The organism is Chitinophaga sp. (genome assembly GCF_035564935.1).
GTDB lineage: Bacteria > Bacteroidota > Bacteroidia > Chitinophagales > Chitinophagaceae > Chitinophaga.
Window position 1 is genome coordinate 1 of the sequence record NZ_DATMTE010000641.1, and the last position, 15,864, is coordinate 15,864.

15 protein-coding genes are annotated in these 15,864 nt (G+C 45.3%); 10 read left to right on the forward strand and 5 right to left on the reverse strand.

From position 1 onward, the window contains the following. From VN105_RS16260 to VN105_RS16290, 7 genes are all read left to right on the forward strand, one after another. A partial coding sequence (locus VN105_RS16260) for a helix-turn-helix domain-containing protein (RefSeq protein WP_325642582.1) occupies positions 1-618 on the forward strand: 618 nt, incomplete at its 5' end. A 48-nt stretch (positions 619-666) separates the two neighbouring features. Then, positions 667-1,539, forward strand: coding sequence for a pirin family protein (locus VN105_RS16265; RefSeq protein WP_325642583.1), 873 nt, complete (start codon positions 667-669; stop codon positions 1,537-1,539). A 35-nt stretch (positions 1,540-1,574) separates the two neighbouring features. Then, positions 1,575-2,099, forward strand: coding sequence for a YceI family protein (locus VN105_RS16270; RefSeq protein ID WP_325642584.1), 525 nt, complete (start codon positions 1,575-1,577; stop codon positions 2,097-2,099). Between the two features lie 323 nt (positions 2,100-2,422). Then, complete coding sequence (locus VN105_RS16275; RefSeq protein WP_079469807.1) at positions 2,423-2,833, forward strand: OsmC family protein; 411 nt, start codon at positions 2,423-2,425, stop codon at positions 2,831-2,833. 177 nt (positions 2,834-3,010) lie between these two features. Continuing rightward, positions 3,011-3,724 (forward strand): pirin family protein, encoded by a 714-nt coding sequence (locus tag VN105_RS16280; protein ID WP_325642585.1) that lies wholly within the window; start codon positions 3,011-3,013, stop codon positions 3,722-3,724. 119 nt (positions 3,725-3,843) lie between these two features. Next, positions 3,844-4,557 (forward strand): HAD-IIB family hydrolase, encoded by a 714-nt coding sequence (locus VN105_RS16285; RefSeq protein WP_325642586.1) that lies wholly within the window; start codon positions 3,844-3,846, stop codon positions 4,555-4,557. Positions 4,558-4,693: 136 nt separating this feature from the next. Further along, on the forward strand, positions 4,694-5,071 hold the full coding sequence (locus tag VN105_RS16290; protein WP_325642587.1) for a hypothetical protein: 378 nt from the start codon (positions 4,694-4,696) through the stop codon (positions 5,069-5,071). On the opposite strand, the gene VN105_RS16295 is transcribed toward VN105_RS16290, so the two are convergent. From VN105_RS16295 to dxs, 3 genes are all read right to left on the reverse strand, one after another. Continuing rightward, positions 5,072-5,782, reverse strand: a complete 711-nt coding sequence (locus VN105_RS16295) for a PAS domain-containing protein (RefSeq protein ID WP_325642588.1) — start codon at positions 5,780-5,782, stop codon at positions 5,072-5,074. It abuts the gene before it with no gap. Between the two features lie 220 nt (positions 5,783-6,002). Continuing rightward, positions 6,003-7,049 (reverse strand): iron-sulfur cluster-binding domain-containing protein, encoded by a 1,047-nt coding sequence (locus VN105_RS16300; protein ID WP_325642589.1) that lies wholly within the window; start codon positions 7,047-7,049, stop codon positions 6,003-6,005. An 81-nt stretch (positions 7,050-7,130) separates the two neighbouring features. Beyond that, complete coding sequence (dxs, locus tag VN105_RS16305) at positions 7,131-9,056, reverse strand: 1-deoxy-D-xylulose-5-phosphate synthase (protein ID WP_325642590.1); 1,926 nt, start codon at positions 9,054-9,056, stop codon at positions 7,131-7,133. A 222-nt stretch (positions 9,057-9,278) separates the two neighbouring features. On the opposite strand from dxs, the gene VN105_RS16310 reads away from it, so the two are divergent. Continuing rightward, positions 9,279-10,307 carry a sensor histidine kinase gene (locus VN105_RS16310; protein WP_325642591.1) on the forward strand — a complete coding sequence of 343 codons (1,029 nt, stop codon included), beginning with the start codon at positions 9,279-9,281 and terminating at the stop codon, positions 10,305-10,307. 91 nt (positions 10,308-10,398) lie between these two features. Continuing rightward, positions 10,399-11,127 (forward strand): LytR/AlgR family response regulator transcription factor, encoded by a 729-nt coding sequence (locus VN105_RS16315; RefSeq protein WP_325642592.1) that lies wholly within the window; start codon positions 10,399-10,401, stop codon positions 11,125-11,127. 80 nt (positions 11,128-11,207) lie between these two features. On the opposite strand, the gene VN105_RS16320 is transcribed toward VN105_RS16315, so the two are convergent. Further along, on the reverse strand, positions 11,208-11,963 hold the full coding sequence (locus VN105_RS16320; protein ID WP_325642593.1) for a geranylgeranylglyceryl/heptaprenylglyceryl phosphate synthase: 756 nt from the start codon (positions 11,961-11,963) through the stop codon (positions 11,208-11,210). Positions 11,964-12,287: 324 nt separating this feature from the next. Here VN105_RS16320 and VN105_RS16325 point away from each other — a divergent pair, with 324 nt between their 5' ends. After that, the gene (locus VN105_RS16325; RefSeq protein WP_325642594.1) at positions 12,288-15,584 is read left to right on the forward strand and encodes a vitamin B12-dependent ribonucleotide reductase; all 3,297 of its coding nucleotides are present in this window, start codon (positions 12,288-12,290) and stop codon (positions 15,582-15,584) included. Positions 15,585-15,614: 30 nt separating this feature from the next. Here the strand turns inward: VN105_RS16325 and VN105_RS16330 are convergent. Continuing rightward, on the reverse strand, positions 15,615-15,864 hold a 250-nt coding region (locus VN105_RS16330), incomplete at its 5' end, for a hypothetical protein (RefSeq protein ID WP_325642595.1).

Below are 15,864 nucleotides of genomic sequence, written 5' to 3' on the forward strand. Positions count from 1 at the left end.
GGGTTATTTTTTAATAGCCAGTTCAGCAGCGTTATTCATATTGATGATGAACAGGAGAAGGACATTGATGCTATTGTACGCCTGATGCTGAAAGAACTTACCCTGCGTGAGCCTGAATATGAAATGGCCCTGCATGGCCTGCTGCGCTACTTCCTGGTGCTGGCTTCCCGCATTAAGGGAGAGAATGTAGCCATTAGCCCCGAGCAACATGCTGCTCATAACAGCTCTATCTTCCTGAAATTTAAAAACCTGATAGAAGAAAAATACCAGGCATTAAAAACCGTGTCTGATTACGCAGCACTTTTACATATCAAACCCGTGCTGCTGAATGAGATCAGCAAACAGCTATCCGGCATTACTGCCGGCGAACATATCCGTAACCGTGTGATCCTTGAAGCACAGCGATACCTGTATAATACCGATCTTACGGCGAAGGAAATTGCCTATAAACTGGGCTTTGACGATCCGCATTATTTCAGCCGCTTTTTTAAGAAATATACCAATCAGAGCCCTTCTGAATTTAAAGAAGCTTCCCGCACTTCTGTAAGCCCCTTCTGTCTAAATTTTCCGCATTTTTTGAAAAAAGTCCATCAGCAGGAGAGTTTTATCCATTCTTAAAAGGTGTTGTAACATGTACTTTTGTGTTGTCTTAAGGAGGCAAACAATATGAAAACACAAAAACATGTAAGCCAGATCGTAATTGCAGCCGCACCACATATGGTAGGCGATGGATTCAGGGTACAAAGTACCCTCCCGGGTGGTACCCGTTCTGAAGGTAACAGGATCAGTCCTTTTATTATGATGGATTATGCAGCTCCTAATTACATTCCACCGAGTGTAAGACCAAAAGGTGTAGGCGAGCATCCGCATAAAGGTTTTGAAACCGTTACCATCGTATACCAGGGCGAACTGGAGCACCGGGATTCTACCGGTAGTCATGGTTTATTGTTCCCCGGCGATGTGCAGTGGATGACTGCTGCCGGCGGTATTTTACATGAAGAAAAATATAGTGACGCATTCAGCAAACAAGGCGGGAAAGCAGAGTTTGCCCAGTTATGGGTAAATCTTCCCAAAGCAGTTAAAAATAATCCTCCCTCCTATCAGAATCTTACCAAAGCAGAAATACCTGTGATAAAAGTGAGTGAAGAAGGATATGTGAGAGTGATTGCAGGTGAGTATGATGGCGTGAAGGGCGCTGCCAGTACTTTCTCCCCGGTGAATGTGTACGATATCCATCTGAAGAAAGATGACAGGATCACGGTAAGCATACCGGAAGGTTTTAATACCGCTGCAGTAGTATTCCAGGGAGAAGCGGATGTAAATGGTCAGCCGCTTAAGGGAGTAGAAACAGCCCTGTTTGAAAAGGAAGGTACCGAAATAACCATCACTGCGCTGAAAGACACTGCCATGCTGGTGTTGAGCGGCGAGCCGATCAATGAACCCATTTTTGCCTATGGTCCGTTTGTGATGAATACAGAAGATGAGATCAGAGCAGCAATAGATGATTATAATGCGGGTAAGATGGGTGTATTAAGCTAATTAAACATTTAATAATACTAAAAAAACAAAGTAATATGACAACCTGGAAAATTGATGCTTCGCACAGTGATGTGCAATTTAAAATCAAACACCTGATGATTACGACCGTAACCGGTCAGTTTGCAAAATTTGATGGCACCATGCAAACCGTTGATAACGATTTCAGTACTGCCAACATCACTTTTGAAGCAGACATCAACAGTATTTCCACACAAAATGCGCAGCGCGACGCACACCTGCAGGCCGCTGATTTTTTTGAAGCGGAGAAATATCCCAAGCTCAGCTTCGTGTCTAAAGAGGTGAAGAAAATAGATGCAGATACTTTTAAGCTGGTAGGTGATTTAACCATCCGTGATAATACCCGTCCGGTAGAGCTGAATGTTGAATTTGGCGGTGAAGTGGTAGATCCGTATGGCCAGACTAAAGCAGGATTTGAACTGAGCGGTAAAATTAACCGTAAAGATTTCGGTCTTACTTTCCACGCTACTACTGAAACCGGTGGTTTACTGCTGAGTGATGAAGTGAAGCTGCTGGCCAGCGTGCAGATGGTAAAACAGTAAAGCACCGTAGCTGATCGCTTTGCGATATAAACAGGACATAAAGACTTACAGATAAGGTATTGGCTGCTGTAGTGATTGCTGGAACAGGATACAGTGTGCAGGATGCGATGCAATATGCTAAAAAAGTATGCAGGCCAATTGTAGAATTGGTAGACATGATATAAGAATCAATTGCCAGGAACCATGTATAGCCGCACAGGAAACTGTGCGGCTTTTTTGTGCATTCGGGACGCCCCCGTAATTCCGGCGTTTTTTATTGCCGATTAATTTGTAATTTGGGCCTCCGCACTGATTTTTCTAACAGGAAAAAATAAACATTAAACATGAAAAGATTTGCATCTGCCAATTGGCAAGGTACCGGTAAAGAAGGTAAAGGCACTTTAACTTCCCAGTCAACTGTGTTAAACAAGACCCAGTACTCTTTCAGCAGCCGTTTTGAAGATGGCATTGGTACAAACCCTGAAGAACTGATTGCTGCAGCACATGCCGGCTGCTTCACCATGAAACTGAGCTTTGTGATCACTGGCGCCGGTTTTACACCTGGTAACATTGATACCAAATGCACCATCACCCTGGATAATGGAGCTATTACCACCAGCCACCTGGAAGTAACCGCCAGCGTAGAAGGCCTGGATGCCGCCAAGTTCGCTGAATTTGTAGCGGATGCAGAGGCTAACTGCCCGGTGAGTAAAGTGCTGAATGCAACCATTACCACAGATGCGAAACTGGTGTAAGTAAACAGCTGAAACCGTTACTGCGTTACGGATTTTTCACATGCATACTGTTTTTTGAAAACAGTTACCGCATTGAAAGATCCGTATTTTTTTGTCCACGTTTTTCAACATATGATCCATTCCCAAGCCCTTTGTTTATAGCGATATTTGTAGTGTTAAAAACAAAGGAAATTAGTTATGAAAAAAGTTATTCATCGTGCAGATACCAGGGGATATGCCAACCACGGTTGGTTGAAGAGTCATCATACTTTCAGCTTTGCTAATTATTACGATCCCAACAGGATTCATTTTGGCGCATTGCGTGTGTTGAACGATGATGCAGTGAAAGGCGGAATGGGCTTTGGTGCGCATCCTCACGATAATATGGAAATTGTATCTATTGTATTGAATGGTGAGCTGGCTCACAGTGATAACACCGGTAATAAAGAAGTGATCCGTAAAAATGATGTACAAATTATGAGTGCGGGTACAGGTGTTGTTCACTCTGAATTTAATGCATCTAAAACAGATGAGGTGAACTTCCTGCAGATCTGGATAATACCAAAAGAAAGGAATGTAACACCGCGCTACGATCAGCAAACATTTGATCCTGCCACCCGTGAAAACGCTTTACAGGAGGTGATTTCACCAGATAAGAACGGAGGCGGCCTGTGGCTGAACCAGGATGCCTGGTTCACACTGGGTAAATACGAAGCCGGTAAAAAACTGGATATCACTGCAAAGGCGCCTGGCATCGGCACTTATTTATTTTTGCTCAGCGGTGAATTGAAAGTAGACGGAGAAACATTAACCACACGCGATGCCATCGGGTTATCTGAGTATGATAAAGCAGGTATTGAAGTGATCAAACCGGCAGAGTTTTTGCTGATAGATGTACCAATGCTGAACTAATCATACTGTTATATACTAACCCGTTATATCTAAAAGAAGATCAGTCGTTACGGCTGGTCTTTTTTTTATATTTTTATCGGCATCCGCATTTATGAAATCATTAAAGTCACCCGGAAATTATGTTATTAGCTACAGACCTGGACGGTACATTTTTAGGAGGTACATCAGCAGATAAAGAACAATTATACAGTTTATTACAGCGGCAGAAAGAGATACAGCTGGTATTTGTAACCGGCAGGGGAATACGCAGTGTATTGTCGCTGCTGGAAAATAATACTTTGCCGCGGCCTGAATATATTATCTGTGATGTAGGCGCTACGGTAACTCACCTGCCCACATTAACCGCGGTAGAGCCGGTGCAATCGGGTATTGCAGCCAGGTGGCCGGGAGAACAGGTAAGGGAAACCCTGAAAACAGTGAGAGGATTACTGCACCAGGAAGCGCATCAGCAATACCGTTGTTCTTATTATTATGATAACAGTACAGATATAGACCGGGCGCGTGAAATAGCGGCGTCGTTGCAATGCGACATGGTTTTATCTGCCGGTAAGTATCTCGACATATTACCCGCCGGAGTAAACAAAGGATTTACACTGAAACAGTTGTTACAGTTGCTGGCATTGCCGCATCAGAAAGTGTTGGTAGCCGGCGATTCCATGAATGATTACACCATGTATGAAACCGGGTTCAAGGGTGTGGTAGTAGGCGATTCCGAGCCCGAATTAGTGACCCGTACCGCAGGGATGCCGCATGTATTACAGGCACAGCGGGCAGGCGCGGGGGGAATACTGGAAGCGATGGAATTTTTCCCCGAATTTGGAATTTATCTGTAAAAAAAGGTGGAGGGAGAATAGAAAAAGATTGTACCTTAGAACAGGTCTTTTCGGATAAAGAAATGGATATTGACAACAGCGTTTGGTATGATGAATATTTTTTTAATCATCATTTAAATTGATAAATCAATACACCATGGAAATTACAACTCCCACTGAAGAACTGCACCAGCAGTTAAATTCCTGGAAAGAAGAAGTAAATGAAGTAAGAAATGAAGTAAAGATGATGCGGGAGCGGCTGGAACAGATCGCGCTCAGCAAAGCTTCCAGGGATGTGATGACACAGGTTGAACATTTTGAAAACCGTTTACTGCGCGAACGTGAAGTAGCAGATGAAATGCATCACGACATTAAGCAATGCGCCAAGAGAGTAGCCAACACGCCGGTAACAGTGGTGCATGACGACCGGCCCATTGATGACTTTCAGACCATACAACACCGTATGGAAATTTTCCGGAAATTATATTTATCATTAAAGGAAGAGTTCAACCAATTTATACCTTGCGAGGTATAGTTACTGGAGAGCTTTTACTTTATGCTCAATTTTATGAATGATCTCATCCAACTGAAGGGTGGATTCGTGGAGCCATTCCATGAGCTGGCTGTTGAGATGCAGATCCTGGTTGCTTTTATCGAACAGGCCGGCAATGCTGAGTATAGATGCCACAGGGCGGCGTATTTCATGTGAGTTGATCCAGGCAATTTCCTTTAGTGTTCTGTTTTGTTCTTCGAGTTGAGTGGCTTGCTTTACGAGCCTGTCGTGGGTAAGTTGTGCCTGGAGTTCGTAGCGCATGCCAAGTTCACGAGCTTCTTTCACTGCTTTCATTTGTGCGTCTACATCTTTTGCCATGATGAAGCGCGCATCTTTGCCATAGTACATGGCAGGAAGGGAGTAGATTTCTACAAAAAAATTAGTGCCGTCTTTTGTACGGTGCTTCCAGATACCCCTGTATTCATCGCCGCTGCAACGTTCTGCTGCGTTTTCTATGAACAACGGTATATCTTCTTCATTACGTATATCCTTTAACGTTAGTTGCAGAAATTCCTTCCGGCTGTAACCATATTTTTGAGCGGCGGCATTGTTAACAGATAAAAAACGCATGGTGGCTTTTTCATAGATCCACATGGGGATCGGGTATTCATTGAAGAGGCGTTCAAACTGAAGCGGGCGCTTATCTGATAAAAAAGTAGCAATGAGCAACAACGTAAATATGCTGCAAAGCAATACTATGCTGAGCGATAATAACAGTAAGAATGGATGGTATGTATTTTTTAACAGCAGATAGCCGTTTATTATAATAACTATAAACAGCAGTGACAGGCAAATAATTTTTATTGGGGTGGTCCGCATCACCTGATTTTCCACATAATTTAGCTAATATTTCAGCCACTAAAAAATAATATCAGATCATTATGATTGATAATATTTTTTACATTATGCTATTTTATAACTCAAGTATAACTTCATCGCTTGCCGGGTATCCAACACAGGTAAGTACCAGGCCTTCAGCTAGTTCCTTATCTGTGAGCACTTCGTTTACCGGCATCCATACTTTACCGCTTACACATTGTGCAGTACAGGAACCGCATACGCCGCCCTTGCAGCTGTATGGCAGCAATACTTCATTGGCCAGGGCATAGCCCAGGATAGTTTGGTTGCCGGGAACTGTGAGCTTATATTCCGCATTACGATAACGGATGATCACCTGTTTCAGGTCATGATCCTGTGGCAGCGGCGTTTTAGCAATCCTGACATCTGTATTTACCACGAAATTTTCTTTGTGCAGCTGGGATTCGCTGAAACCCATAAATGTGAGGGTAAGCAGGATGGTGCGCATGTAATCGGGAGGTCCGCAAAGGAAGAACTGCGCATCTTCCCGGCGGTAATGAAGATGTTTATTTACCAGTTGTTCCAGTAAAATATTGTTAAGCCTTCTGTAGGTATGAAGGCTATCGGGATCATTGCTGAAAAGCCATATACATTCCAATTGCTGCGGGTAGCGGCTTTGCCAGTTTTGCAGCGCTTCATGGAAGATGGTTCTTTCCGGTGTGGTATTGCTGTAAATCAGCTTAACATGTACCTCTTCCTCTGTTGTAAGTATTTGTTTCAGCAGCGAAAATACAGGTGTAATACCGCTTCCTGCAGCCAGCAGGAAAATATCTTTCCCGGTGTTGCCAGACTTTTCGTAGATGAACCGGCCGGAGGGTTCGATTGCAGTAACTATATCATTTACCTTCCAGGTGTGGATAAGGTGGCGTGATATTTCGCCGTTTTCTTTTTCGCGGATCGTTACGGAAAGGTAGGGATCCACGCCCGGGGTGGAACTGAAAGAATAGGAGCGCCTGTATTCTTTGTTATTGAGTGTAATAAGGAAAGTGAGGAATTGCCCTGCGAGATACTCCAGTGGTTCCGGCGATGTATTTTCCAGCTTATAAGTATAAGTACCGGGTGTTTCGCGTATGATCTCCGTTATCCTGAGCTGAAAGTACATGGTATAAAAAAGTTTAGCTATTCAGCGATTCAATTTCAGGGAAATCAAATGGCTGAATAGCTAAATAACTAAATTCTTTTATTAAATGGTGACAGTAATTTTTTCTTTCAGCATATCCCTGGTGGCGCTTGCAATACCGGCTGCATCGTAACCACATTCGCGGTACAATTCATCTGGTTTGCCGTGCTCCACAATTTTATCAGGAATGCCTAATCTTTTGACAGATGCCTTATAGTTGTTGGATACCATAAATTCGATCACGGCGCTGCCGAAGCCTCCTGTAATGGCGCCATCTTCAACGGTAATTACTTTGTCGAACGACTGGAAAATATCGTGTAACAAGGCTTCATCCAGTGGTTTTACGAAGCGCATATCGTAGTGAGCGGGCTGCAGGCCGTCTCCTATGAGTTCCTTACATGCTTCTGCCACGAAGTTGCCGGTATGTCCGAGGGAGAGGATAGCGATATCTTTTCCGTCGCGGATTTTGCGGCCGGTGCCTGGTTTGATTGCTTTAAACGATGTACGCCATTCCGGCATTACACCTTGTCCGCGTGGGTAACGGATTACATAAGGCTGATCATTTTCCGGCAGTTGGGCGCTGTACATCAGGTTGCGGAGTTCTTCCTCATTCATGGGAGCGCTGATAATTACATTGGGGATACTGCGCATATAGGCAATATCGTAGGCGCCATGATGGGTAGGTCCGTCCTCCCCTACCAGTCCGGCCCTGTCGAGGCAGAATATCACCGGTAGCTTCTGAATGGCTACATCGTGTACGGCCTGATCAAAGGCGCGCTGGAAGAAGGAGGAGTAGATGGTGCAGAAAACACGCATGCCCTGTGTGGCCATTCCGGCGGAGAGGGTAACGGCATGTTGCTCGCAAATGCCCACATCAAATGCTCTTTGCGGCATTTTCTCCATCATAAATTTGAGGGAGGAGCCGGAAGGCATGGCGGGGGTGATACCGATAATTTTATCGTTTTGTTCTGCGAGTTCAATGATGGTATGGCCAAAAACGTCCTGGTATTTAGGAGGTTGCGGGCTGGTAACCGGTTTTTTGAATATTTCGCCGGTGATTTTATCAAAGAGGCCTGGTGCATGCCAGGTGGTCTGGTCTTTTTCTGCGAGGGCATAGCCTTTACCTTTGGTGGTAACGATGTGCAGCAGTTTCGGACCGGGAATATCTTTCAGATCCTGGAGGGTATCAGCCAGTTTGGTGATGTTATGACCATCGATGGGGCCAAAGTAGCGCATCTTCAGTGCTTCGAAGAGGTTGCTGGATTTTGACACCACGCCTTTGAGGCTGGCTTCCAGTTTGGACGCCATGTCGCGGGTAAACTTCTTTCCTACAGGTAATTTGCCCAACAGGTTCCACACGTCGTCTCTCACTTTATTGTAGGTGGGAGAAGTGGTGATATCTGTGAGGTATTCTTTCAGCGCGCCCACGTTAGGATCTATGGACATGCAGTTGTCGTTCAGGATGATGAGCACATTTGCGTTTGCCACACCGGCGTGATTGAGGGCTTCGAAGGCCATACCGGCGGTCATGGCGCCATCGCCGATCACTGCAATATGCTGGCGGTCAAATTCTCCTTTATAATGGGAGGCCATTGCCATGCCGAGGGCAGCGGAAATGGAGGTAGATGAGTGGCCTACGCCGAAGGTATCATAGCGGCTTTCGTCTCTTTTGGGAAACCCGCTGAGACCCTTGTATTTCCGGTTGGTGGGAAATGATTCCCGGCGGCCGGTAAGTATTTTATGTCCGTATGCCTGATGCCCTACATCCCATACCAGTTGGTCGTAAGGAGTATTAAATACATAATGCAAAGCGACTGTTAGCTCCACTACACCGAGACTGGCAGCAAAGTGGCCACCATGCACACTTACCACGTCAATAATGTATTGACGCAGCTCCTCACATACCTGGTGAAGCTGTTCTTTACTCAGCTTTCGCAAATCAGCGGGATATTCTATCTGGCTCAACAGTTGACCTGCCTTAATATTCATAATTGGGCTCAGGGTTTATATGAAGTAACAAAAATACATAAAAATAAGTGGTAAATAGTGTAACTATGAGAGGAAAATGGGACAGTTCCGTGATATCCCGCCATTCAGATGCAGCCATCTGCCATTTACCTTTTTTGATTCACCATTTATAACATTTAGGTTTCTGCAGGGGGTGCTGTAGGGTATTTTTGGAATATAGGTGAAGTTTACTAATTTGATTGAATGTTTAAACAAATAAACAAATATTGGTGGTGCCAGATATTGGGGTGGTCGGCATATTTTCTGATCAATGTTTTCTTCAACTTTTCTATTTCCAGGAAAACGTCTCCCGACGCGGCTTATTACCTGAGTTTAGTAATTTTCATGCTATTTGGGTTTATAGCCACCCATCTCTTTCGCAACCTGATTCACCGGTTTGCCTGGGTGAACTATAACTTTGAGAACCAGATCTTATTGTTTATCGGGTTGATGACGGGTTCGGGACTGGTATCGTACATTGGATATTATTTTTTCGGCATATACCTGTTACACTTATCGGATTCACCTATTCAGGTGGGGATTGCGGGATCTTTCCTGATCACTACCATCTGGTGGTTTCTTTATTTTATCTGGCATTATATAGAAAGGAACCGCAGGTCGCAGGTAGACCAGCTGAAGCTGGAAGCTACCGTAAAGGAGCTGGAGCTGAAAACGATCAAGGCGCAGATGAACCCGCATTTTATTTTTAACGCACTGAACAGTATCCGGGCGTTGGTAGATGAAAACCCTCAACGGGCCAGAACCGCCATCACAGAACTTTCCAACATCCTGCGGAGCTCTATGCAAACCGAGAAGGTAGAAACCGTGAGCCTGGAAAACGAATTAAATATAGTAAAGGATTACCTTGCACTGGAGCATATCCGTTTTGAAGAGCGTTTGAGTGTAAGGTACGAGATAGACCCGGATACACTGGAACTGCAGGTGCCACCAATGATGTTGCAAACGCTGGTGGAAAACGCCATTAAACATGGCATCTCCCGGATCATCAGGGGGGGCTCCGTTTATATTCAGTCTTCCCTGAAAGGGATGCAGCATGTAATTACTATTGAGAATACCGGCCAGATTGTGGAAAACAGCATGAACGGGCACGGGTTTGGTTTACAGAGTACCCGGCAGCGCCTGGGTCTTTTGTTTGGAAGCAGGGCTTCCTTTGAAATCAGGAATAAAGATGAGCAAACGGTAGAAGCTACCGTAGTGATGCCTTTGCTCTGAATCACTTGTTATAAACTGCTGTAGCCGGATAAACCGGTTGTAGCAATTATTTTTTAATCAATTAAATCATCAACCAAACTTCATATTGCCAATGAAAAAAGCATTGATAATAGATGATGAACGCCTGGCCAGGAGTGAATTGAAAAAATTACTGGCAGATCACCCGGAGATAGTGGTGGTGGGAGAAGCTGTGAACGCGAAGGATGGTATAGAAAAGATAGAAACGCTCCATCCCGACTTACTGTTCCTGGACATCCAGATGCCCGATAAAACGGGTTTTGACCTGCTGGCAGAACTGGAGAAAACGCCGCAGGTGATTTTTACGACTGCATACGATGAGTATGCGCTGAAGGCATTTGAGTACAACGCGCTGGACTACCTGCTGAAGCCGGTAGAACCTAAGCGGCTGGCGGATGCCATTCACAAACTGCATCAGCAGGATGAGAAAGACCGTATGGCGGCAAATGGTGGTATCCGTTCCCTGTTGTCTGAAAATGACCAGGTTTTTGTGAAAGATGGCGACAGGTGCTGGTTTGTAAAATTGCAGGAGATCCGGTTGTTTGAAAGTGTGGGTAACTATGCCCGGGTATATTTTGAAACAAATAAACCTTTGATCCTCAAATCATTGAATGCATTGGAGGAAAGATTGGACGAACGTACTTTTTTCCGTGCAAACCGGAAGCATATTGTAAACCTGCGGATGATCGAAAAGATTGATACTTACTTTAACGGCGGCCTGTTGCTGGAAATGCGCGGGGGCGAAAAAATTGAAGTAAGCCGCAGGCAGGCAGTGAAGTTTAAGGAAATGATGAGCCTGTAAGGTTTAGTTACCAGCCAATAAAACGAATGACAGCAGATTTCCTGCTGTCATTCGTTTTATATCTTGTTAGTTTATATCTTTTATGCTTTCACGGGAACAGAATGCACCGCATCTGCCAGTTCCTTGATGAGGGACGGATCTTTTTCAATAGCATTACCCACTACCAGGATATCGGCGCCTGCCTTACAATTCAGGTACGCTTTTTCAGCGTCCCTGATACCACCTCCTACAATAATGGGAGCCTGTACCTGGCTGGCTACGCGACTGATCATACTTTCTGTGATAGGTACACGGGCGCCGCTGCCGGCATCCATATAAATCACTTTCATACCAAGCATTTCACCTGCAATGGCGGTACACATGGCAATATCTGCCTTGTCTGCCGGGATAGGCATGGTATTACTGATATAAGACACGGTGGTAGGTGCTCCGCCGTCGATGACCATATAACCGGTAGAAATAACTTCCAGCCCGCTTTTTTTCACGGCCGCAGCAGATACTACATGCTGACCGATCAGTAATTCGGGGTTTCTGCCGGAAATTACAGACAGGTAGAGCAGGGCATCAGCATATTTTGATACCTGTGAAGGGCTTCCGGGAAATAATACAACGGGAATGTTGCAGCTGGCTTTCAGCTGTTGTACGCATTCATCAAGATGATCGGAGATCACCAGACTGCCTCCAAGGAAGATATAATCAACTTTGGCAGCAGTGCATTTATCAGCAATCTTTATGATCTCGGCAGGCGTAACCTTATCGGGATCAATTAAAACCGCGAATGCCTTTTCCTTTTTAGCCTTTCTTTCGATGAACGAAGTGTATATGTTATTGTACATCAATAGCGCATTGTTCCGGTTGTCGCAAATGTATAATATTTTTATTAATAACACACATTGCTAAATAAATATGCATTCAATTCATTTTCTATTCATGAAGTAAATGATACCTAGCTGATTGTATGGCGCAACTGTAAAGATTTTGTTAATGGCAAATTTTAAGCCGGGTTTTCTCTGGCTTTATAACAAATGTGCTGGCAAACTGTTTGCGCAATTATCCACAATCTGTGCAAAATAAATACGTGGGTCCAGGCATTTTAAAATTAATTTTAGAATACTCCGCTATACTAACTCATTTATATCATCTAAGAAAAATTTACGGGCATGAAAAATCCAGTCAATAGTAAGAATGGGCTTGCGTTTTCCCGCCATTTTACGAAAGAAGGTGTGAGTCCTTACGATCAGTTTGCGTATGAACTCCGCTCCTCTGTGATCCGTAATCCTGGCGGCGACGTGGTATTTGAAATGAACAACGTGGAAGTACCGGCTGCCTGGTCGCAGATTGCTACAGATATCCTGGCGCAGAAGTATTTCCGCAAGGCCGGGGTACCACAACCTGACGGAACTACCGGCAGGGAAACTTCCGTGAAGCAGGTGGTACATCGAATGGCCAACTGCTGGCGCGTTTGGGGGGAAAAGTATGGTTATTTCGCTTCCCCGGAAGATGCCCGTATATTTTATGAAGAACTGAGCTATAGTATGCTCAACCAGTCGTGTGTACCCAACTCCCCCCAATGGTTCAATACCGGCCTGTTTGAAAGTTATGGTATTAAAGGTAAGCCCCAGGGACATTATTATGTGGAGCAACATACGGGTAAACTGGAGAAATCTACTTCCGCCTATGAGCGGCCTCAGCCACATGCCTGTTTTATATTAAGTGTGAACGACGACCTGGTGAATGAAGGCGGGATTATGGACCTGTGGATGCGGGAAGCGCGCATTTTTAAATATGGGTCTGGCGTGGGTACCAATTTTTCGAATATCCGGGGAGATGGAGAAAAGCTCAGCGGTGGAGGAACTTCCAGCGGATTAATGAGCTTTCTGAAGATCGGGGACCGGGCAGCGGGTGCTATTAAATCAGGTGGTACTACAAGGCGGGCCGCCAAAATGGTATGCCTGGATCTTGATCACCCGGAGATCATGGACTTTGTGAACTGGAAAGTAGAGGAAGAAAAGAAGGTAGCGGCATTGATTGCAGCCGGTTATTCTTCTGATTATGAAGGGGATGCGTATAAAACCGTGTCTGGTCAGAACTCCAATAACTCCGTAAGGGTGCCTAATTCTTTTTTCCGGGCCCTGGAAGCCGATGGAGAATGGGAGCTGAAAGCCAGATCCACCGGGAAAACAATGAAAACCGTAAAGGCGAAAGAGCTTTGGGACCAGATCACTTACGCCGCGTGGCGTTGTGCGGATCCGGGTACCCAATATGACACCACTATCAATGAGTGGCATACCTGTCCGCAGGGCGGCCGCATTAATGCCTCCAATCCCTGCTCAGAGTATATGTTCCTGGATAACACCGCCTGTAACCTTGCGTCTGTAAATCTTCGCCGTTTCTTCGATGATGAAAGGAACCTGTTTGATGTACCCGGGTTTGAGTATACGGTAAGATTATGGACGGTAGTGCTGGAGGTTTCCGTGCTCATGGCCCAGTTCCCTTCCAGGGAGGTGGCGGAGCTCAGCTATGAATACCGTACGCTGGGATTGGGTTATGCCAACCTCGGCTCTATGCTGATGGTAAGCGGTATTGCTTACGACAGCGAAGAGGCCCGTGGCATATCGGGAGCCATATCCGCTATCATGACGGGAATTGCTTATAAAACTTCCGCAGAAATGGCGGCTCACCTGGGCGCCTTCCCCCGGTACGCGGAAAACCGGGAAGATATGTTGCGGGTGATGCGGAATCACCGGGCCGCCGCGTATGATGCCGCCGATGCGTATGATGGGTTGGAAATAAAGCCCAGAGGCATTGACGCGCGGTATTGTGCGGATTACTTACTGAAATCGGCCACCAAGGCCTGGGATGAGGCGGTAAAGCTGGGAGAACAATATGGTTACCGTAATGCACAGGCAACAGTGATTGCTCCCACCGGTACTATTGGCCTGGTGATGGATTGTGACACTACGGGGGTGGAACCTGACTTTGCGCTGGTGAAATTTAAAAAGCTTTCCGGTGGCGGTTATTTTAAGATCATTAACCAGTCGATCCCTACAGCATTGCAAAACCTGGGTTATTCTTCCCATGAAATAAAGGCGATAGTGGATTACGCAAAAGGGACCGGTAATTTTGCCGGGGCGCCCTATATTAATCATCAATCGCTGAGTGAGAAAGGATTTATTGGTGAAGAGCTGAAAAAGCTGGACACCGCCGTTTCTTCTTCTTTTGATATTTCATTTGTATTTAATGTTTATACATTGGGAGAAGAGTGTTTGCAACGGTTGGGCTTTAAGGCGGAGGAATACTACAGTCTTGAGTTCAGCCTGTTGCATGCGTTAGGCTTTACCGAAGAGCAAATAGAAGCAGCCAACGATTATGTGTGCGGCACCATGACGGTAGAAGGTGCGCCCTACCTGAAAGCAGCGCATTTACCTGTATTTGATTGTGCCAATAAGTGTGGTAAACATGGAGAGCGGTATATACATGCACATGGGCACATCAGGATGATGGCGGCTGTACAGCCTTTTATTTCCGGGGCTATTTCCAAAACGATCAACCTGCCGAATGAGGCGGCAGTAGAAGAAATTGCGGACGCTTATAAGCTGAGCTGGGAACTTGGATTAAAAGCCTGTGCCTTGTACCGGGATGGCAGTAAGTTAAGCCAGCCTTTAAGTAACAGGAGTGATAAAAAGAAGAAGACAGAAACAATGAGTGAGCCGGCTACAGGGCAAAACCTGCAGCAGTTAACAATAGATGAGTTGCTGGAAGAAGTGAACAAGCGGATGCTGGCCAGCAGGGATACCACGCTTAAACGCCAGTTGTCAAGGATTGTAGAGCGGCAAAGTTTGCCATCCAAACGGGGTGGCTTTACGCAAAAGGCAAATGTGGGCGGGCAGGTGATCTTTGTGCGTACAGGTGAGTATAACGATGGAACACTGGGAGAAATATTTATAGACCTGGCAAAAGAGGGCTCTACTTTGCGTAGTTTAATGAACTGCTTTGCCATTGCGGTTTCTGTGGGTTTGCAGTATGGCGTTCCCTTGGAAGAGTTTGTAGATAAGTTTGTGTTTACACGGTTTGAGCCGGCGGGTATGGTGGATCATCCCAATATTAAATCGGCCACATCGCTGATTGATTATATTTTCAGGGTGCTGGGCTATGAATACCTGGGACGTACAGACCTGGTTCACGTACTTGATGCACCCGGAAATACGGATGAAGAAGATGGTGAAGACGATGCGGCGGCTCCATTTACCGGCAGGGCTGGTAATGCGGGGCAAACTGCGCCGCGTACCCCTAAAATGCAGGCGGCTGCTACGTTTCAGCAGGAAGGGAGTACCCAGGATTACCTGAAAAGTATGCAAAGTGATGCGCCGGCGTGCGCTACCTGCGGACATATCACGGTACGTTCCGGAACTTGCTATAAATGTTTGAATTGCGGTACCAGCATGGGTTGCAGCTGATGGGTGTTGCAACTTCTTGTTAATGATATGTTATTTAGCCTCTAAAATTTCAAAGAAAAATAACATGCCCTTACCTTTGTATTCAAATAGGGTTTTCATAGGATAGTAACAAATTGAGGGCGCTTTTCTAGGCGCCCTTACTTTTTGCCAAAAACACCCGCTTCTACCTCCCTTTCCCGGCCAATATTTAAGTCCGTATTTTTCATCACTTAATTTTTCCATTTGATTTTTTTCTAAAAAGAGCGATTTTATTGCATCTTTTAAAATTTTACCTCGAAAT